The following is an 18,428-nucleotide window of genomic DNA, read 5'->3' as shown; positions in this document are numbered from 1 at the left end:
AAGGGCTATATGTCCATGATGGGGGGACTTTATCATCCCGTTACCGAGTAGGATGCTGTCATCACCTGATCATCGAAATAGCTTGAATCGCTGGAGAACCCGCCACCCATGCCCCCGCGCCTGAGCATCGTCGTCCCCGTCTACAACGTCGAGCTCTACCTCGACGAGTGCCTGGAGTCCATTGCCGCCCAGACGTTTGACGACTTCGAGTGCGTCCTCGTCGACGACGGGTCCACCGACACCAGCGCCGTCATCGCCAAGGCCTTCGCCGCGCGGGACAAGCGTTTCCGGGTCGTCATGCAGGAGAACGCCGGACTCGGCGCCGCCCGCAACGTCGGCGCCCGCCACGCCTCCAAAGACAGCGAGTACCTGGCCTTCGTCGACAGTGACGACACGATGCCGGACTACGCCTACGAGCGCCTGATCGCCGCCCTCGACGAGACCGGCTCGGACTTCGCCGGCGGCAACGTGAAGCGTTTCCGCTCCGTCGGCATGCAGCAGTCCTGGGGCCACCGGGCCGCCTTCGCCAAGACGCAGCTGAAGACCCACATCTCCAAGTTCCCGGCGCTGGTCACCGACCGCACCGCGTGGAACAAGGTCTACCGGCGCAGCTTCTGGGACGAGCACGGCTTCCAGTACCCGGAGGGCATCCTCTACGAGGACGCCCCCGTCAGCATCCCCGCGCACTACTTCGCCTCCAGCGTCGACATCATCAGCGACTGCGTCTACCACTGGCGCGTCCGCGAGACCGGCGAGCGCTCGATCACCCAGCGCTCCACCGACCCGGTCTCCCTGATCGACCGCGTGACCTCGGTCCGCCTGGTCCGCGAGGCCCTCAAGGCCAAGGAGGGCGCGAAGTACGCCCGCTACCTCCGCGACTACGACCACAACGTGCTGAGCGAGGAGCTCCCGCTCATCTACAAGTACGTCGGGGAGGGCGGCGCCGACTTCCGCGCAGCCTTCGTCAAGGAGGTCGGCGGGCTCGTCCGCGAGATCGGCACCGGCTCCTGGTCGGACCTGACCGTCGCCGACCGCCTCAAGGCGTACCTGGCCCGCGAAGGCCGCGTCGAGGACTTCATCGCCCTCACGCACCACCAGCGCGACTACTCCTACAGCGTTCCCGTCAAGGGGCTGGCCCGCCCGCAGGCCGACTACCCCTTCCTGCACGGCCGCCCGCCGGTCCCCGCCAAGATCCTCACCCTCGGCCCGCGCGAGCGCCGCGTCGTCAGCCGCCTCGAGCAGGCCGTCTGGAGCGACGGCAAGCTGCTGCTGCGCGGCTACGCGCTGCCCGGCCACCTCGGCGCGGAGAGCCGCCTCGGCTCGCGCAAGGTGCTGGTCTTCCGCGAGGGCGGCAAGCGCCGCCGCACCGTCGTCAGCACCCGTACGGTCGCCTCCCCGATGGCCACCGTGAACTCCGCGCACCTCGCCCTGCGGCACGCCGACTGGGCCGGCTTCACCGCCGTCGTCGACCCCACCGTCTTCCAGTCGGGCGGCAAGTGGAACGACGGCATATGGACCACTTCCGTCGCCGTCACCGGCGCCGGCGGCCTGCACCGCGCCCGCCTCAAGGGCGGCGAGTCCGACACCGGCCAGAACCCGCCCGCCCACTGGGTGGCCCCGGACGTCCGCGTCGTCCCGAACGCCACCGGCGCCCTCACCATCCAGGTCGAGGTCGTCCGGGCCCGTGCCCTCGACGTCCGCCCGGCCGGTGACGACGCCGTCGAGGTGGCCGGCGAACTCGCCGCCGAGATCGGCGCCGACGCCACCCTGCGCGCCGAGCACGTCTCCACCGGAACCGTCCTCACCTTCCCGCTCGAGACCGCCGCCTCCAGCGCCGGGCGGATCCCGTTCACCGTGCGCGTACCGCTGGCCGAGCTGGCCGCCGTACCGGACGCCGCATCCGAGCCCGGCGAGTGGAACCCCGAGCCGTGGAGCCTGACCGTGGTCGGCGCCGACGGCTCCGACCACCGGCTCGCGCACGACGAGCGCGGTGGCTTCGCCGGCCTGGTCGTGCCCCTGACCGGCGGGGACACCGGCCGCGCCCTCTTCGCCAAGCGCGGCAACACCGGACACCTGACCCTCTCGGTGCAGCCCTCGCCGCCGCTGGTCGACGAGGTCGCCGCCCAGGACGGCACCCTCACCCTGAAGGGCCGGTTCGTCGCACCCACCGACGAGCCGTACGAGCTGGTCCTGCACGACGCGCACGGCACCGAGTTCAGCTACCCCGTCACCCGGGACGGCGACCGCTTCGAGTCCGTCTTCGAGCCCGTGCTCGACGAGGCCTACGGCGGCCGCACCACGCTGCCGAAGGGCCGCTGGTGGCCCACCCTGCGCCCGGTCGCCGAGGGCGGCACCACCGCGGGCCTGCTCGGCGTCGACCGCGGCGCCCCGGTCCAGTTCGCGCCCACCGCCCTGCACGCCGGACCCCACCCGCTGACCGTGGAGGGCCGCCGGATGCGGGTCGAGGCCCGCTTCTACGACCGCATGGTGCTCGTCGCCGACCCGCTGCTCAGCCCGCACGACCGCTCCCGGTACGCCCAGCGCGTCACCCGGTTCGAGACCTACCCGGCGCAGCGCGCCCTGCCGGTCAAGGACATCGTCGTCTACGACACCTTCCAGGGGAACGGAGCGGGCGACTCGCCGCGCGCCATCCACGAGGAGCTGGTGCGGCGCGGCGAGAAGCTGGACCACGTCTGGCTCGTCCGCGACGGCCGCGCCGAGGTCCCCGCGACCGCCCGCGCCGTCCAGTACGACAGCGTCGAGGCGTGGGAGGTCCTGGCCCGGGCCCGCTTCTACGTCGTGAACGACAGCGTGCCGGGGCACTTCCTCCGTCGCACCGGCCAGATCGTCGTCCAGACCTGGCACGGGACGCCGATCAAGGAGATCGGCCACGACTTCATCCACGACTACTACACGAGCCCCGAGATCCTCGAGGCGCTGGAGCACGACAGCGCCCAGTGGTCGCTGCTCGCCTCCCCGAGCTCGTACGCGACGCCCCTCCTGAAGCGGGCCCTCGGCTACAACGGCGAGGTCATCGAGTCCGGCAGCCCGCGGGCGGACGCGCTCGTCAAGCCCGACGCGCAGCGGATCGCGGAGGTCCGCCGCCGGCTCGGCCTGCCCGAGGGCAAGAAGGTCGTCCTCTACATGCCGACCTGGCGCGAGAACCGCGAGGGCTGGTCGGGCGGCTACAAGCTCGACCTGCAGATCGACCTGGACGCGGCGCGGCGCGAGCTCGGCGAGGACCACGTCCTGCTGGTCCGCGGCCACCACCACGTGACCGAGCAGGTCCGGGACAGGGTGCGCGACGGCTTCGTCGTCGACGTGTCCCGCTGGCCCGACGCGACGGACCTGCTGCTCGTCGCCGACGTGCTGATCTCGGACTACTCCTCGGCGCTGTTCGACTTCGCGCTCACCGACCGGCCGATCCTGCTCTTCACGTACGACCTGGAGCACTACCGGACCACGCTGCGCGGCTTCAACTTCGACCTGGAGGAGAAGGCCCCCGGCCCGCTGCTGGCGGACTCGGCGAGCCTGATCGAGGCCGTGCGGGGCGCGGATGCGGTCGGGGCGCAGTACAAGGAGGCGCGGGCCGCGTTCCGCGCCGAGTTCTGCGACCTGGACGACGGCGGCGCCGCCGAGCGCGTCGTCGACCGGATGCTCGGCATGGCGGCCAAGCCCGCGGTGTAAGCCAAGCCCGCGGTGTAAGCCGTAGGAGTGCATTCAGGACGCGTTACGGACCGGCCCCGGGCCCACCGATGAATTTCGGGCCCGGGGCCGGTCTGTATAGGAGCGAGACTGCGGCGACCCGCACGTACTCGACCACTCACCCGCCCGGAGGCAGTCATGAGCAGCAGCAGCGGATTCACCACGTGTCTGTGGTTCGACGGCAACGCGGAGGCCGCCGCCGACTACTACCTGTCCGTCTTCAAGGACGGGAAGATCGGACGGATCGCCCGGTACACCGAGGCGGGGCCCGGCCCGGCCGGTGAGGTGATGGTCGTCGAGTTCGAGATCAACGGCCAGAAGTTCATCGGGCTCAACGGCGGCCCGCAGTTCCCCTTCACCGAGGCGATCTCGTTCCAGATCCACTGCGCCGACGAGGCGGAGTCGGACTACTACTACGACGAGCTGACGAAGGACGGCGGCCAGGAGTCCGCCTGCGGCTGGGTCAAGGACAGGTTCGGGGTGTCCTGGCAGGTCATCCCGCCCGGCGCCATCGACCTGATCGCCGACCCGGACCCGGGCAGGGCCTCCCGCGCCACCGCGGCCATGATGAAGATGAAGAAGCTGGACGTCGCGGAAATGCGGAGGGCGGCCGACGCCGGCTAGACGGTACCGAGGTCGCCGATGCGGGCCAGCAGGGCCGGGAGGGCCGTCCCGATCGGCTCGCGGATCACCTCGTCGGCGAGGGGGTCGTACGGGGTCTCCTCGGCGTTCACGATGATCAGGCGGGCCCCCGCCTCGGCGGCCATTGCGGCCAGCGAGGCGGCGGGCTGCACCTGGAGCGTGGTCCCGACGGCGATGAAGACGTGAGCGCCCTTGGCCACGGCCACGGCCTGCCGCAGCACCTCGGGGTCGAGCCGCTCGCCGAACATCACGGTCGCCGACTTGAGGATCCCGCCACAGGCCAGACACGCGGGATCCGGCTCCCCGGCGGCGACCCGGGCCAGCGCCTCGTCCATCCCCGACCGGGCGTGGCACGCCGTGCAGACCACCGCCCGCGCGCTCCCGTGCAGCTCGAACACCTTGCGCGGCGGCATCCCGGCGAGCTGGTGCAGCCCGTCCACGTTCTGTGTGATCACCCGTACCGGGGTGCCGCCGCGCTCCAGCTCGGCCACGGCCCGATGCGCGGCATTCGGCTGCGCCCCGAGGGCCCCGACCTCGGCGCGCATCTGCCAGGACCGGCGCCGGATCTCCGGATCCGCCATGTAGTACGCGTATGTCACGAGCTTCTCGGCCTCGGGATCCCGGCGCCACAACCCCTGCGGCCCCCGATAGTCCGGAATCCCGGAATCGGTGGACATCCCGGCCCCACTGAACACTGCGACGAGCGGCTTCCCCATGCCCCGACCCTACGTACGGCCGGCACGGACCCGCGACCGCATTTACCGGGCGGCGGTCCCGGGGGCCGCATAGCTGCGCAGGATCACCGTTTGCCCAGGCCCCCACCGCTGCTCGGTGGTGGCCAGGAGCTCCCAGCCCAGCCGCTCGTACAGGGCCGCGGCGGCGGTGTCGGAGGCGACGACGTCGAGCACGGGATGCAGCCCGCGCTCCCGGGCCTCCCCGACCGCCTGCGCGATCAGCAGCGCCCCGGAGCCGTGGCCGCGCGCCTCCGGCGCGACGAACAGCCGGCCCACCACGGCCGTCGCGTCCGTGCCCAGGCCCCGGCGGCGGCTCCACACCCCGGGCGCCGCATCGCCGGTCTCGGCGGGGGACAGCGCGACGTGGCCGACGATCCGGCCGTCCCGTTCCGCCACCCAGGCCGCGTGCTGCGACGGCTGGGCCAGCCAGTCGCCCGGGCGGTCGGGCCAGTTCACCGGGTAGCCGTCGTGCGCGTGGACCGCGGCGAGCGCCCGGACGCACCCGCCGAGGTCGCCGGCCGTTCGCCGCCGGACGGCGGGAAGCGGGTCCCTCATGCCCCGGACTCCCCGACCCCGGTCGAGCGCCGGACCGTCACCTGATCCGCTGTTCCGAGCATGAACGCTCCCACCTCTGCGCTGCGGACCCTTCGTCCGAGAGGGCCGTTTCTGCGGTGAATCCCGCCCCCCACAGGAGTGAGATCCGGGGCCCACCCCTGCCCGTGAAGACCCCCGTGGTTACACATCCCGCATGAAGATCATGCCGTACAGCCTCGGTGCCCTGCTGCTGACCCTGCTCGTGCTGCCGGCCCCGACCCCCGCCGTCGCCGACCCCACCCCGGCCGCCGGCCGCCACCGGCACGACGCCGCCGAGATCAGTGCCTTCCTCGCCTCCTTCTACGGCCACCACGGCCCCTCCGCGTTCGACCGCGACCACCGCGTCTCGCAGCAGCTCAAGGACAAGCAGGCGCACAGCCCGTACTCCGACGTGCTGCTCTGCATCCAGCACGAACCCCAGGAGATCGCCATCGGCACGGTCACCGTCGCCCAGGCGGCGGGTGTCGGCTGGGCCACCGTCACCACCCACTGGGGTTCGAACAGCACCGACACGTTCACGGCGTACGTGCGCCTCGACTCCCGGCCGATCAAGGTCGACGATGTGATCTGCGCGGGCTGACCGCCCGGACGCCGTCTGGTACAACACCGGACATGACGGGATTCGAGATCACCGGCGCGAGCGCCGCCGACATGGAACTGATCCGTACCTGGGCCGACGAGGAGGGGTGGAACCCGGGCGACTCCGACCGGTTCGCGTTCGCGGTCGCCGATCCGGCCGGCTTCCTCGTCGGCCGGATCGACGGCGAACCGGTGGCCTGCATCTCGGCCGTGCGGTACGGGGCCGCCTTCGGGTTCATCGGCTTCTACATCACCCGCCCCGCCGTCCGCGGACGGGGATACGGGATGCAGCTGTGGCACGCCGGGATGGAGCGGCTCGACGGGCGGCTCGTCGGCCTGGACGGGGTGGTCGACCAGCAGGACAACTACCGCAAGTCCGGGTTTCGTTCGGCCTGGAACAACGTCCGCCACGAGGGCGTCCCGCAGGCGGGCGGCGCGGGCGCGGGCGCGGGCGCCGACGCCGACGGGGCCGGGGTCGAGGTGGTCGGCGCCGGCTCGCTGCCCTTCGGGCAGCTGGCCGCCTACGACCGCCGGTTCTTCCCCGCGTCGCGCGACGCCTTCCTGTCCGCCTGGACCGGCCTGCCCGGCCGTACCGCCCTCGCCGCCGTCCGCGACGGGCGGATCGAGGGCCTCGGGGTGATCCGCCCGTGCAGCGGGGCCTCCCGGATCGGTCCCCTGTACGCCTCCACCCCGGGCATCGCGGCCGCCCTGCTGCACCGGCTCGCGGAGCACACCCCCGACGGGGCGGTGGCCGTGGACGTGCCCGACGCCAATCCGGCGGCCACCGCCCTGCTGGCCGGCCTGGGGCTGGTCCCCTCCTTCGAGGCCGCCCGGATGTACACCGGCCCTGCCCCGAAGGTCGAGCTGGCCGGGATGTACGGGGTGACCAGCCTCGAACTGGGCTGACAGGACGGGGCGGTTGCCCTGGTCTGCGCGTGGCCGGGCCGCCGCGCAGGGGTGACGGCCCGCTCCGAGGCGGGATGCCGGACGGCGGTCGCACGACGCCGTCCGGCCGGTCGCGTCGTGCCGGATCAGAAGCCGAACAGGGCGCCGCTGGTGTGCCGCAGGCCGCAGGGGTTGCCGAAGGTGTACGAGTAGTGCAGCCGGCGGCCCTGCCACACCCCGTCGGCGGTCACCGTCATCGGGTTCCACTCCCGGGTACAGTCGACGCCGGCGCCGGGTGCGGTGACCGCGTCCAACCGGGTCGAGTTCGCCCGCAGTTCGGCACATGCGGCGGCCGAGGCCGGGTGCGTCCCGCCGGGGGCCGGCGCACACACGAGCGTCACCGCGCGCAGCACCGTGCCGTACGTGGTGTCCTCCCCGGCCGTGATGCTCAGGACGAGGGCGGACGGCGCGTACAGGCTCTCCGCACCGGACGGCGCGGCGTCGGCAGCTCCGGGCCAGGCCAGGGCCGTGAGAGCGGTGAGCGCCATGGCGGCGGAACCGAGGCCGAGACCCTTTGCGATGGACCGCATTTCGAACTCCCTTGAGTGGTTGTTTCGGATAGCGGACAGGAGTCTTGCCGACACGGACCGTGAACGCCCGTTCGTACCTCTATTTCTCGTCACCGATCGTGAGCGAATGTATGCAGCCCGCAGCGGTGTGGGGCGTGCTGACCTGTGGGGGAGGGGTCCGCCGAATCGGCCGAACACACGCGCTGAAACATTTCCCGGGGCGGGTCCGGACCGCCCCGGGCGACTGCGTCGGCGTCCTAGCGGTTCGTCGCGATGCGCGGGGCGTAGAGGTCCATCAGCCGGGTGCGGGTCTGCTGGAGGCGGAGCGCGAGCACGCGTCCGACCCAGTGCCCGATGGCGGAGCCGAAGGCGGGGTCGGCGTCCATCATCATCCGTACGGAGGTCGCGTCGAACTCGTACGAGCGCACCGGGGTCATCGCCTCCGCGCTCAGCTGCCACACGTACGGCGGGAAGAGCCAGGACCAGCCCACCAGTTCACCGGGGCCGAGGTTCTCGACGGGGGCGGGCCGACGGCCGGGCAGGGGGATCTGGAGCGTCACCGTGCCGGATCGCACGATCCAGAAGGCGTCGGCGCGTGCGCCCTCCGCGAAGATCGTCGTGCCTTCGGGGAAGTTGACCTCGCGGGCCTGTGACATCAGCCGTCCGCGGTGTTCGGCGGAGAGGGCGGCGGCGATTCGGATGGGGGAAGGTGTGCTCACGACGGCCTCCGATCAGGGCCCCCCATTACCCCCAGTGTCGCCGACACCCGGACGAATCCGGGCGCGACGCATCACCTGGTTGTTCGAGTACCCCGCAGGCGGCCCCGCACACGCCGGAGGGGGGCATCGCCGACGACTCCCGGAAGTCCCTCCGTGCGGTCCCGGCGCGGGGTCACTCCTCGGCGTTCGCCTCCAGGCAGGCCAGTTCCATCGCGTCGAGGACCGCCTCGTGGCTGCGCCGGCTCAGCTCGGCGACGTTCTCGATCTGTGCCGTGGCCCAGGCCGCCAGGGTCATGACCAGGACGCGCAGCCCGTCGGTGCCGTGCTCGGCCAGGATCGCGTCCGCGACGATCATCGCGTCCTCGGGAACCTGCTCCGGCGGCTCCAGCCCGGCGAGACCGCGCAGCATGGTGAGGGTGCGGCGGGAGATCTCCGGCGTCATCCTCGCCAGCCGCAGGTCCTCTTCTTCGTCCATCTGCCCCACCCTCCCGAACGGTCCCGTCCCCCCAGGGCACGGTAGGTGCTCCGGGCCCCGCGCGGGGCGGTTTCGCCAGGGTGGCCGCACGTAAAGGGCCGGCCCACGCCGCCGGCGGTGGACAGGACCGACGGCACGCCCGTGCGCACCGACTCCGTGAGCCCCCGTCGACGGGGGCCCGCATCCCGGCGCCCGCGGCACGTCCCCGCACTGCGGCTGCCGGGGGAGGGCGCCCCGCCGACGCGGGGCGCGGAGCTCGCGACGCTTGCCGCACCCGCGCCGCGCCGGCCGGAAAGTCGGCGCTCCTTTGGGTTCCCTGGTCGGCGACCGGCCGGTAACTTGACCGCGGCACTCGTCCCTTGGCCGACCGGCCCCGGACGGCCCGACCCGGCGGGAGCGACATGAAGAGCCTGATCCGCGCGCTGTTCGGCGCCCTCCTGCTGCTGGCGGGAGCCCTGCCGGCAGCGGCCGCGGCGGAGCCCGCCCTGGCCGGGCCGGCCGCGCCGTCCGGGGAGGCCGCGCAGGCGTGGACTCCGCCCCTGTCCACCCGCGGCCGCTACATCGTCGACGCACAGGGCAACCGCTTCCGCCTGCGGTCCGGCAACTGGGACGGCGCCCAGGGATCCTGGAACGGCAGCGGCGACCGCAACGACCCCGCCACGCACCATGCCGGCCAGAACTCCTCCGGCATCCCGATCGGCCTGGACCGGGTGCCGCTGCCCACCCTGCTGGCCGACTTCCGGGCCCTCGGCCTCAACAGCATCCGGCTGCCCTTCTCCAACGAGATGCTCCGCACCACCGCCCCCGTCCCGGACGCGGCCGTCGCCGCCAACCCGGCCCTGCGCGGCCGCACCCCGCTCCAGGTCTACGACGCCGTCGTCGCCGCCCTCACCGACGCCGGGTTCGCCGTCATCCTCAACAACCACACCGTCACCACGCGCTGGTGCTGCGGACTCGACGGCAACGAGCGCTGGAACAGCGGCCGGTCCACCGCCCAGTGGGCCGACGACTGGGTGTTCCTGGCCCGCCGCTACCGCGACAACCCGCGCGTCGTCGGCGCCGACCTCTACAACGAGGTCCGCCGCGACACCCTCGACGACCCCAACTGGGGCCTCGGCGACGGCCACGACTGGCAGGCGGCCGCTCAGGAGGCCGGTGACCGGATCCTCACCGAGGCCAACCCGAACCTGCTCATCGTGGTCGAAGGCATCAACTGGACCGGCATCCCCGTGGACGGCTTCCCGCACGGCCGCCCCACCCTCACCCCCGTGCGCACGCTGTCCCACACGCTCGTGGTCTCCGACAAGCTCGTGTACTCCGCCCACTTCTACGGGTACACCGGCCCCCGGCACAGCGGCGCGACCGGCCTGGGCGAGACCCATGACCTCCGCTACCAGGACATGAGCCCGGCCCAGCTCGAACAGGCCCTCTACGACCAGGCGTTCTACGTCTCCGCCGAGACCGGCACCCACTTCACCGCGCCCGTCTGGGTCAGCGAGTTCGGCATCGGCGCCGACGAGAGCGGCGCCGCCCCCCGCGCCTGGTTCCAGCACCTCACCGGCTACCTGACCGCCGCCGACGCCGACTTCGCGTACTGGCCGCTCGTCGGCTGGAGCACCACCGCCCAAGGCGCCCCGGGCGGCGACACCTGGGCAATGCTCCGCTACGACGCCTCCGGCCGCCGGTCCGGCGTGCTCGACGCGGCCGACTGGCGTACGCAGCCGTGGGCCGCCCTCGTCGCCACCCCCGGACGCACCGGGCAGGTCCCCGTCACCCCCGCCTGGTACCAGCTGACCACCGACCACCGCGACCACAACGCCTCGCTGCGCACGCTGGCCACCGGCGACTGGGACAGCGGGGCCCGCAAGGCGGTCTGCCCCGACGGCGCCCGCCTGGCCGGACTCGGGCACACGGGCGGGCGCGGCCTGTGCAGCACCTCCGACCTGCGGGCCCCGGCGGGCGGGCACACCGTGGTCCGCGACGAGGCGTACGTCCCGGCGGGCGGCGACTGGGCCACCGGTTACACCAAGTTCCAGTGCCCGGCCGGCCAGTTCCTGATCGGCTACAGCCTGCGGGGCGAGCGGGTCTCTGCGGCCCTGTGCGCACCGGCCCGGACGGGTCTCCCCGCGGGCGGCCGCACGCTCTGGTTCGACCGCGGCGACAACCGCCCGCCGGGCGCCCCCGGCGGTGAGTTCGCGTACGGCGACTACAAGGGCCAGTGCCTGCCCACCGAGTACGCGGCGGGGATCGCCTTCACCACCCGCGCGGCCTCCCGCCCGGGCCCGGCGGCCCTCCTCTGCCGTCCCCTGCCGCCCGTCTGACGCGGCACGGGGGGGGGCTCCACGCCCCCGACCGGCGCCATCGCCGAAGCCGCGGTCTCCCCGATGGCTCACCGGCCGTGCGGCCGGTCGTTCTTCGCGTCGTCAGCGACCGCCGCCGACGACGGCGCCGCCGACCAGGCCCGGGAGTTCGCGCATGTCGGTGAAGAGGACCGTGCCCGGGCCGGCGAGGTGGGACGCCGGCGTCAGCCCGCCCGCGTAGCCGAAGGAGCGCATGCCCGCCGCGCGGGCCGCCTCGACGCCCGGGCGGCTGTCCTCGACCACCACGCAGGCCGACGGGGCGACGCCCATGCGCTGCGCCGCGTACAGGAAGAGGTCCGGGGCGGGCTTGCCGCGGGAGACCTCGGTGGCGCTGTGGATGCGGCCCGCGAAACGCTCGTAGAGGCCGGTGCGGCCGAGGGTGTGCCGCATCTTCTCGTGGGTTCCGCTGGAGGCGACGCAGGTCGGCAGGGTGATCGCGTCGAGCGCCTCGGGCAGGCCGTCGACCGGGGTGAGCCCGGCGTCCACCGCCTCCGTGTGCATCCGCGCGAAGCGCTCCTCCCACTCGCGGGCCGCCTCCGCGCCGAGGCGGCCGGCGACCAACTCCCGGTTCGAGGCACTGGAGCGGCCGATGAACAGGCTGATCGCCTCGTCCTCCGTGAGCGGCCAGCCGAGTTCCGCGCCGAGGGCGACGTTCACACGGGTCGCGATCCGCTCGGTGTCGACGAGGACCCCGTCGCAGTCGAAGATGACGAGTCCGAACGGTTCAGTGGAAGTGATCATGGGGGAAGGATAGGCGGGCTCCGCGTCCGGCGAATTTGGCATCCGATGCGTCAAGTGTGGTGAACAGGTGCGCAAAGGGGCTTAGGGTGCGCCCGTACGCACGGTCGCGAACGGTTGTACGCCTGTTTCGGCCACACCGCACAGTGATACCGAACTGGGGGGCTCATGCGTAGATCCAGAGGGCTGGCGGCCGCTCTCGCCCTGTCCTTGGCCGGAACCGGCGCGGGCATAGGCCTCGGCCTCGTCCCGCAGGCGGCGGCCATCACCCCGCCCGTGGCCTTCACCGCCGACGCGCTGTCCACCTGGCAGCCCAACGGCGTCGTCTGGGCCCTCGCCGAGGCGGGCGGCACGGTCTTCGTCGGCGGCACTTTCTCCGCCGTACGTCCTCCCGACGGCGACGGCGCCGCCGAGCAGCCGGCGGTGAACTTCGCCGCGCTCGACGCCGCGACCGGCGCCCCGACCTCCTGCAACCTCTCCTTCACGGTCGGCGGCGGCACTGCCACCGTCCGTGCCCTCACCCTCTCGCCGGACAAGAAGACCCTGTACGCAGGCGGCTACTTCGGCGCCGTCAACGGCACCCCGGTCTCCAGCCTCGCCGCCATCGACGTGGCGACCTGCACCGTCAAGACCTCCTTCCGCCCGGCCTTCGCGGCCACCGTGCGCGCCCTGGCCGTCACGAACGACACCGTCTACGCGGGCGGCGACTTCCTCACCGTCGCCGGCCAGCAGCGCGAGCGCTTCGCCGCCGTCGACGCGACCGACGGCGCGCTGCGGCCCTTCAGGGCCGACGCCGACGAGCCGGGCCGCGCCGTCGAGGTCACCCCCGACGGCAACAACGTCGTCCTCGGCGGTGACTTCTTCACCGTCAACGGCGCGGACACGCACGCGCTGGCCGTCGTAGACGCCACCAGCGGCGCGCTCACCAAGACGTACCCCGGCTTCATCGAGACCAACTCCGTCGTCAAGGACATCGCGACCGACGCGACCGGTTTCTACACCGCCAACGAAGGCACCGGCGGCGGCGTCTTCGACGGCCGGATCGCGCTCAACCTCAGCGATTTCAACCAGCGCTGGCGCGACACGTGCCTCGGCGCCACGCAGGCCGTGCTTCCGTACCAGAACGTGCTGTACAGCGCCTCCCACGCGCACGACTGCTCCAGCGTGGGCGAGTACCCGGACGGACAGCGCCACCACCTGCTCGCGCAGCCGACCACCAGCGTCGGCAAACTGGGCTGGGCCCCCGACACCAACGACGGCATCGGCGAGGGCATCGGCCCGCGGGTGATGACGGTCGGCTCCAAGGGCGGCGTCCAGTACCTGTGGGTCGGAGGCGAGTTCACCACCGTCAACGGGTCCGCGCAGCAGAGCCTGACCCGGTTCGCGTCCACCGGCGACACGGGGGCGCCCACGGTCCCCGTCGCGACCGCGGCGAGCTTCAAGCCCGGCGAGGTGCAGGTGCGCTGGCGCACCAGCCTCGACCTGGACGACAGCGCGCTGACGTACCGGGTCTACCGCAACGGCGCGGCCACGCCGATCGCCACCGTCACGGCGGATTCGCTGTTCTTCAAGCGCCCGCAGGCCTCCTGGACCGACACCACCGTCGCCGCCGGCCAGTCGTACACCTACCGGGTGACGGCCACCGACGCGGCCGGCAACACCAGCGCCCTGTCGGCCACCGCGAGCGTGACCGTCCCGACCTCGGTCGACGCGTACCCGAACCAGGTCCGCACCGACGGCGCCCAGCTGTTCTGGCGCTACGACGAGTCGGCCCTGCCGAACGTCGCCGACTCCTCGGGCGGCGGCAACCAGAACGGCGTGCACCTGAACGCCCCGGCCCTGCGCCAGACGCCGGGCGCGGTCTCGGACGCGAGCACGGCGATCGGCTTCAACGGCACGGACACCCGCGTGTACGGGGACCTCCGCCAGACGGTGGGCAGCAGCTACACCATCGAGACCTGGTTCAAGACGAACACCACCCGGGGCGGCAAACTCCTCGGCTTCGGCAACAACCAGGTGCGCGGCAGCAGTCAGTACGACAAACACCTCTACATGACCAATGACGGGCGGCTCGTCTTCGGCGTCTACACCGGAGCCACCCGCACCGTCACCACCGGCGCCGCGTACAACGACGACAAGTGGCACCACGTCGTCGCCACCCAGGGACCGGGCGGCATGGTCCTCTACGTGGACGGCGCCCAGAAAGGCACCCTCGGCGTCACCACGCACGAGAACTACGCCGGCTACTGGCACGCCGGCGGCGACAGCCTCGGCGGCTGGCCCGACCGCCCCACCAGCGAGTTCTGGGCGGGCCGGCTCGACGAGACCGCCGTCTACCCGAGCGTCCTGAGCGCGGCGCAGGTGCAGAACCACTACGCGCTGGCCTCCGCCCCGGCCGACTCGGTCGTCCAGGTGCCGGCCGCCGAGGACACGTACGCCAACGCCGGTGCCCCGGACGGGAACTACGGCACCTCGTCCTCGCTCGCCGTACGGGGCACCTCGCTGTACACGAGCTACCTGCGCTTCAACCTGCCGGCCGCACCCGCGGGCACCGTACTGAAGTCGGCCGCCCTCAGCGTGAAGACCAGCACGATGAGCGGAGCCGGTACGGCGGACACCGTCTCGGTGGTCCCGGTCACCGGCACGTGGACCGAGGCCGGGACCACGTACAACAACCGCCCCGCCACGGGCACCCCGGCCCTCGGCAGCTTCGCCGGCATCCCGGACGGCTCGGCGGTGCACACCACCGGGCTGTCCCCGGCCGCCCTCGCCGGCGCACTCGGCACGAGCTACAGCCTGGCCCTGACCAGCCCCGGCACGGACGCGCTGTGGCTGTGGTCGTCCGAGGCCCCGGCGAACGAAGGCACGCCGCAGCTGACGCTGACCTTCGGCGCGCCGTAGCCCGGCAGGGACGAACGCGACAGGGGGCGCGGGCCGTTGCGGTCCGCGCCCCCTGCCTTCCGGACACCCCCTAGCCCACCGTGTAGGTGAAGTCGTACGGGACGGACGTCTCGCCCTGGCGGTACGTGAACGAGCCGGAGCCCGACAGCCCGGCCAGCTCGCCCGTCGCGGAACCGGGAACCACCTCGAACGTGCACCGGGTGCCGGCGGAGTCGAAGGTGCCGCGCTGCTCCACGACGAACGTGCCCTTGCGGCCGTCGACCGCGCCCGACAGCAACTCCATGCCGGTGTACGCGCCGACGCCCTCCCCGGTGTACGTGAACGTGTATCCGGCGTTGGTCGCCCCGGCCTCGATCCCGCCGGTGAAGGAGTTGACGACCGTGGAACGGGCGAGGCGCGGAGTGGAGTCGGCCGAACCGACCGGCTGCTCCTCCCAGTCGGCGAACGTGAAACGGCCGGTGGTACGGGCGGACATGGCGGACCTCCTGGTTCACGGCCGGGCGGGCTCGGTCCCCCCGGCGCGAGAACAGCCTGTCCGGGATACCTGACATCCTCTGACAGGTATCCCGGACAATGACCCCATGCGCGCCGACCGGCTCCTCTCCCTGCTCCTCCTGCTGCAGAACCGCGGCCGGATGACCGCACCCGAACTGGCCGCCGAGCTCGAGGTGTCGGTCCGCACCGTCTACCGGGACGTCGAAGCCCTCGGCGCCTCCGGCGTCCCGGTCCACGCCGACCGCGGACCCGCCGGCGGCTACCGGCTGTTGGACGGCTACCGCACCCGGCTCACCGGCCTCACCGACGCCCAGGCCGGCTCCCTCTTCCTCGCCGGTGCGCCCGGCCCCGCGCAGGAACTGGGCCTCGGCGCCGATCTGGCCGCCGCCCAGCTCAAGCTCCAGGCCGCACTGCCCGCCGCACTCGCCGGCCGGGCCCGCCGGCTCCAGGACCGCTTCCACCTGGACGCCCCGGCCTGGTTCCGCGACGCCGACCCCGTCCCGCACCTCGCGCGGATCGCCCAGGCGGTCTGGGACCAGCGCGTGCTGCTCACCCACTACCGCCGCTGGAACGGCGCGGAGCGGGCCGGACGCCCGCTGCACCCCCTCGGCCTCGTCCTCAAGGGCGGCATCTGGTACCTGGTGGCCCGGGCCGCCGACGAGCGCGTCCGCAGCTACCGGGTCTCGCGGTTCCTCGCCGTGGACACCGAGGCCGAAGGCTTCGAGCGCCCGGCCGGCTTCGAACTCGCCGCGTACTGGGCGGAGTCCGCCCGCCGGATGGAGGAGGCGTGCCGGCAGCAGACCGCCCGGCTGCTGCTGTCCCCGCGCGGGCGCCGGCTGCTGCCGATGCAGTTCGGCGCAGCCGGCGTACGGGCCCTCGCCGGCGCCGGTCCGGCCGGCCCCGCGGCTCCCGACGGCTGGATCCGCGTCGACCTGGAGGTCGAGTCCCAGGCTGTCGCCGTCGGCGACCTGCTCCGGCTGGGCACCGAGGCCGAGGTCCTCGGCCCGCCCGAGCTCCGGCAGGCCCTCGCGGACACCGTCGCCGCGCTGGCCGAGCGGTACGGCTGAATCCGGTTGTGCGCCGGCCCGCCGAGCAGCGATGATCACGGCATGACGACGCCGATGCGGAAGGGCGTACCGCGCCCGGGCCTGTGAGGCCCGAACCGCCGGTCCACGGACCGGCCGACTGTGTGGAGACATGGATCCGGGAGGCGCGCCGCGATCCCGCGGGGGCCGGCTACGGCGCCGCGCGGAGCGCGGTCTTCGACGCCGTACGGGCGGACCGCGGCGGAGCGGTGGCCGTCCGGCTGCTCTCCGGCACCGCCGATGAGCGGGCCGGCGTACGCCTCCTCCTGCTGCAGATCCTGACCTGGCTGAGCGGGGGCACCGACGACCCGTGGCCCGAAGCGGCGGCCGCCGCCGTGGGCCGGCTGCGGGATCCCGACGAGCCGGTACGCCGGGCCGCGGCCTGGCTGCTGGCCGAGGCGGACCGCCCGCGGGCCGTGGAACTGCTGACCGGCCCGGGGCAGGAACAGGATCCGGTGGCCCGGCTGGCGCTGGCCGAGGCCCTGCTCCTACGGCCGACCGAGCAGGACCGGAAGCTCCTGGCCGCGGACCGCGACCCGGCGATCCGGCTGAGGGCCGCCCGGCGGCCCGACACCGACCCGGTGCTCGCGGACCTCGACGCGGGCGGCGCACGGCTCGGCGGCCCCGGCGGCCGGGTGCGCTGGGGCGCGGGCACGGTATGGGGGCTGGCGGCCAGGTGGCCCGGCGGCGAGACCACCTGCTACGCGCACGTCGGACTGCTGGCCGCGCGGGACACCGCGGTGGCGCACCGCGCGGCGGTCGACATGGCGGAAGTGGCCCTGCGGGAATGGCGGGCCGCCCCGCAGGCGCTCGTCCCGCAGCTGCGGCCGCTGCTGGGCCGGGCGGCGGCCCCCGAGGTACGGGAGGCGGCCGCCGCGGTCGTCGGCGGCCTGCTGGAGACCACCCGGCTCTGCGCCGACGAACTCGCCGGCCTGCTGGACGAAGCGCCCGACGCGGCAGCCCCGGCCCTCGGCCGGATCGGCGACGTCCGGGCGCTGCCGCAGCTGTGCCGGCTCGTCACCGAGGGCAGGGCCGCGGGGGTGGTGGGCGAGGCCGCGGCCGGCCTCGCCCAGGCGGGCGCCGACGTCGGACCGCTCGTGGCGGCGGCCGCGGACCACCTCGACGGGAACGACGGCGCGACGGACCGTGCGGTGTGGGCAGCCGTGGGCGTCCTGCGTGCGTGCGGGGCCGCCTCGGCGATCGCCGTACCGCAGCTCCTGCGCCTGCTCGGCGCGGACGACTCCGCGCTGCTGCGGACCCAGGCCGTCCTCGCCCTCGGGGAGATCGGTCCCGGGGCGGGTGCCGCCGTGCCGCTGCTCGAAGGCCTCGCCGGGGACGGCGGCACCCGCTTCGACGGGCATGTCGAGACGGCACTGATCCGGATCACCGGGGACCGGCGCCGGGCGGAGCGCCTCTTCGCACGGCTGCACGCGTGGCGGCGCAACGCGAGCCTGGCCGCGGACGTGTTGGAGTGGCTCGCCGGGCACGGCGGACTGGAGCCGCAGCACGTCGCGTACCTGTGGGAGGCCGTGGGCACCGCACCCGCGGTGCACCCGAAGTGGGTCGCCGCCTTGTGGCGGCACGAGGGGGAGGCGGCCGCCGCTCTCGCCCTCGAGAGGCTGCCGGGCGCGCTGGACGGCGAGCTGTACGGCCCGTACGTCTGCACGGTCCTGGGGGACATGGGAGCGGCCGCCGCACCGGCCGTTCCCGCCCTGCGCGCGGTGGCCGAGAGGCGGGTCCGCGTTTCGCTCTGCACCGGCAGCTTCGACGAGGACGCGCGGGCCGACGAGCGCCTGGCCGCGGCATCTCGCGAGGCCCTGCGCCGGATCGGCGAGGCCGTCGCGGACCGGGGCTAGGGGGTGTCCGGCGGATCAGGGCCGGATAGCCCGGGTCGTCTGGTGCCGTGGATTGCAAGGCGGAGGAGGGAGCCAATGCGGTGGGGGCACC

General features: G+C 73.5%; 15 protein-coding genes. 8 read left to right on the top strand and 7 right to left on the bottom strand.

Translation table 11 applies throughout. The features are described from left to right. The first annotated feature begins 108 nt into the window (after positions 1–108). Positions 109–3,687, top strand: coding sequence for a bifunctional glycosyltransferase family 2 protein/CDP-glycerol:glycerophosphate glycerophosphotransferase (locus tag AB0I68_RS18490; protein WP_363178381.1), 3,579 nt, complete (start codon positions 109–111; stop codon positions 3,685–3,687). 156 nt (positions 3,688–3,843) lie between these two features. Further along, positions 3,844–4,329 carry a VOC family protein gene (locus AB0I68_RS18485; RefSeq protein WP_363178380.1) on the top strand — a complete coding sequence of 162 codons (486 nt, stop codon included), beginning with the start codon at positions 3,844–3,846 and terminating at the stop codon, positions 4,327–4,329. On the opposite strand, the gene AB0I68_RS18480 is transcribed toward AB0I68_RS18485, so the two are convergent. Then, entirely contained in the window at positions 4,326–5,063 is a 738-nt protein-coding gene (locus tag AB0I68_RS18480) for a Sir2 family NAD-dependent protein deacetylase (RefSeq protein ID WP_363178379.1), read from the bottom strand. The two genes, AB0I68_RS18485 and AB0I68_RS18480, sit on opposite strands and share 4 nt — an antisense overlap. Positions 5,064–5,105: 42 nt before the next feature. Further along, positions 5,106–5,636: a GNAT family N-acetyltransferase gene (locus AB0I68_RS18475; RefSeq protein WP_363178378.1), complete on the bottom strand. Its 531-nt coding sequence runs from the start codon at positions 5,634–5,636 to the stop codon at positions 5,106–5,108. Positions 5,637–5,829: 193 nt separating this feature from the next. Between AB0I68_RS18475 and AB0I68_RS18470 the strand changes: the two genes are divergently transcribed. Both AB0I68_RS18470 and AB0I68_RS18465 read left to right on the top strand, forming a co-directional pair. Next, positions 5,830–6,255 carry a hypothetical protein gene (locus AB0I68_RS18470; protein ID WP_363178377.1) on the top strand — a complete coding sequence of 142 codons (426 nt, stop codon included), beginning with the start codon at positions 5,830–5,832 and terminating at the stop codon, positions 6,253–6,255. A gap of 32 nt (positions 6,256–6,287) precedes the next feature. Next, positions 6,288–7,160 (top strand): GNAT family N-acetyltransferase, encoded by an 873-nt coding sequence (locus AB0I68_RS18465; protein ID WP_363178376.1) that lies wholly within the window; start codon positions 6,288–6,290, stop codon positions 7,158–7,160. Positions 7,161–7,285: 125 nt separating this feature from the next. Here the strand turns inward: AB0I68_RS18465 and AB0I68_RS18460 are convergent, their stop codons facing one another. From AB0I68_RS18460 to AB0I68_RS18450, 3 genes are all read right to left on the bottom strand, one after another. After that, complete coding sequence (locus tag AB0I68_RS18460) at positions 7,286–7,729, bottom strand: SSI family serine proteinase inhibitor (RefSeq protein ID WP_363178375.1); 444 nt, start codon at positions 7,727–7,729, stop codon at positions 7,286–7,288. Positions 7,730–7,965: 236 nt separating this feature from the next. Next, complete coding sequence (locus AB0I68_RS18455) at positions 7,966–8,427, bottom strand: cyclic nucleotide-binding domain-containing protein (protein WP_363178374.1); 462 nt, start codon at positions 8,425–8,427, stop codon at positions 7,966–7,968. A gap of 172 nt (positions 8,428–8,599) precedes the next feature. After that, the gene (locus tag AB0I68_RS18450; protein WP_030864982.1) at positions 8,600–8,902 is read right to left on the bottom strand and encodes a hypothetical protein; all 303 of its coding nucleotides are present in this window, start codon (positions 8,900–8,902) and stop codon (positions 8,600–8,602) included. Between the two features lie 401 nt (positions 8,903–9,303). Here AB0I68_RS18450 and AB0I68_RS18445 point away from each other — a divergent pair, with 401 nt between their 5' ends. Then, complete coding sequence (locus AB0I68_RS18445) at positions 9,304–11,223, top strand: cellulase family glycosylhydrolase (protein ID WP_363178373.1); 1,920 nt, start codon at positions 9,304–9,306, stop codon at positions 11,221–11,223. Positions 11,224–11,325: 102 nt separating this feature from the next. Here AB0I68_RS18445 and AB0I68_RS18440 read toward each other — a convergent pair whose 3' ends face one another. Continuing rightward, on the bottom strand, positions 11,326–12,003 hold the full coding sequence (locus AB0I68_RS18440; protein WP_363178372.1) for an HAD family hydrolase: 678 nt from the start codon (positions 12,001–12,003) through the stop codon (positions 11,326–11,328). A 165-nt stretch (positions 12,004–12,168) separates the two neighbouring features. Between AB0I68_RS18440 and AB0I68_RS18435 the strand changes: the two genes are divergently transcribed. Then, on the top strand, positions 12,169–14,901 hold the full coding sequence (locus AB0I68_RS18435) for a DNRLRE domain-containing protein (RefSeq protein ID WP_363178371.1): 2,733 nt from the start codon (positions 12,169–12,171) through the stop codon (positions 14,899–14,901). 70 nt (positions 14,902–14,971) lie between these two features. Here AB0I68_RS18435 and AB0I68_RS18430 read toward each other — a convergent pair whose 3' ends face one another. Beyond that, entirely contained in the window at positions 14,972–15,376 is a 405-nt protein-coding gene (locus tag AB0I68_RS18430; RefSeq protein ID WP_363178370.1) for a DUF3224 domain-containing protein, read from the bottom strand. A gap of 106 nt (positions 15,377–15,482) precedes the next feature. On the opposite strand from AB0I68_RS18430, the gene AB0I68_RS18425 reads away from it, so the two are divergent. Both AB0I68_RS18425 and AB0I68_RS18420 read left to right on the top strand, forming a co-directional pair. After that, positions 15,483–16,463 carry a WYL domain-containing protein gene (locus AB0I68_RS18425; RefSeq protein WP_363178369.1) on the top strand — a complete coding sequence of 327 codons (981 nt, stop codon included), beginning with the start codon at positions 15,483–15,485 and terminating at the stop codon, positions 16,461–16,463. 122 nt (positions 16,464–16,585) lie between these two features. Beyond that, positions 16,586–18,337, top strand: coding sequence for a hypothetical protein (locus AB0I68_RS18420; RefSeq protein ID WP_363178368.1), 1,752 nt, complete (start codon positions 16,586–16,588; stop codon positions 18,335–18,337). The last annotated feature ends 91 nt before the right edge of the window (positions 18,338–18,428 follow it).

Origin of the sequence: Streptomyces sp. NPDC050448 (genome assembly GCF_040655295.1) — a bacterium.
Taxonomy (GTDB): Bacteria; Actinomycetota; Actinomycetes; order Streptomycetales; family Streptomycetaceae; genus Streptomyces.
The sequence above is the reverse complement of the archived record's forward strand: the minus strand, read 5'-3'. Positions and strand labels throughout refer to the sequence as shown.

Excerpts from the sequence above, each read along its gene's own strand:
- AB0I68_RS18450 (WP_030864982.1), bottom strand. The coding sequence starts at position 8,902 with ATGGACGAAGAAGAGGACCTGCGGCTGGCGAGGATGACGCCGGAGATC.
- AB0I68_RS18430 (WP_363178370.1), bottom strand. The coding sequence starts at position 15,376 with ATGTCCGCCCGTACCACCGGCCGTTTCACGTTCGCCGACTGGGAGGAG.
- AB0I68_RS18460 (WP_363178375.1), bottom strand. The coding sequence starts at position 7,729 with ATGCGGTCCATCGCAAAGGGTCTCGGCCTCGGTTCCGCCGCCATGGCG.
- AB0I68_RS18435 (WP_363178371.1), top strand. The coding sequence starts at position 12,169 with ATGCGTAGATCCAGAGGGCTGGCGGCCGCTCTCGCCCTGTCCTTGGCC.
- AB0I68_RS18480 (WP_363178379.1), bottom strand. The coding sequence starts at position 5,063 with ATGGGGAAGCCGCTCGTCGCAGTGTTCAGTGGGGCCGGGATGTCCACC.
- AB0I68_RS18475 (WP_363178378.1), bottom strand. The coding sequence starts at position 5,636 with ATGAGGGACCCGCTTCCCGCCGTCCGGCGGCGAACGGCCGGCGACCTC.
- AB0I68_RS18425 (WP_363178369.1), top strand. The coding sequence starts at position 15,483 with ATGCGCGCCGACCGGCTCCTCTCCCTGCTCCTCCTGCTGCAGAACCGC.
- AB0I68_RS18485 (WP_363178380.1), top strand. The coding sequence starts at position 3,844 with ATGAGCAGCAGCAGCGGATTCACCACGTGTCTGTGGTTCGACGGCAAC.
- AB0I68_RS18445 (WP_363178373.1), top strand. The coding sequence starts at position 9,304 with ATGAAGAGCCTGATCCGCGCGCTGTTCGGCGCCCTCCTGCTGCTGGCG.
- AB0I68_RS18440 (WP_363178372.1), bottom strand. The coding sequence starts at position 12,003 with ATGATCACTTCCACTGAACCGTTCGGACTCGTCATCTTCGACTGCGAC.
- AB0I68_RS18465 (WP_363178376.1), top strand. The coding sequence starts at position 6,288 with ATGACGGGATTCGAGATCACCGGCGCGAGCGCCGCCGACATGGAACTG.
- AB0I68_RS18490 (WP_363178381.1), top strand. The coding sequence starts at position 109 with ATGCCCCCGCGCCTGAGCATCGTCGTCCCCGTCTACAACGTCGAGCTC.
- AB0I68_RS18470 (WP_363178377.1), top strand. The coding sequence starts at position 5,830 with ATGAAGATCATGCCGTACAGCCTCGGTGCCCTGCTGCTGACCCTGCTC.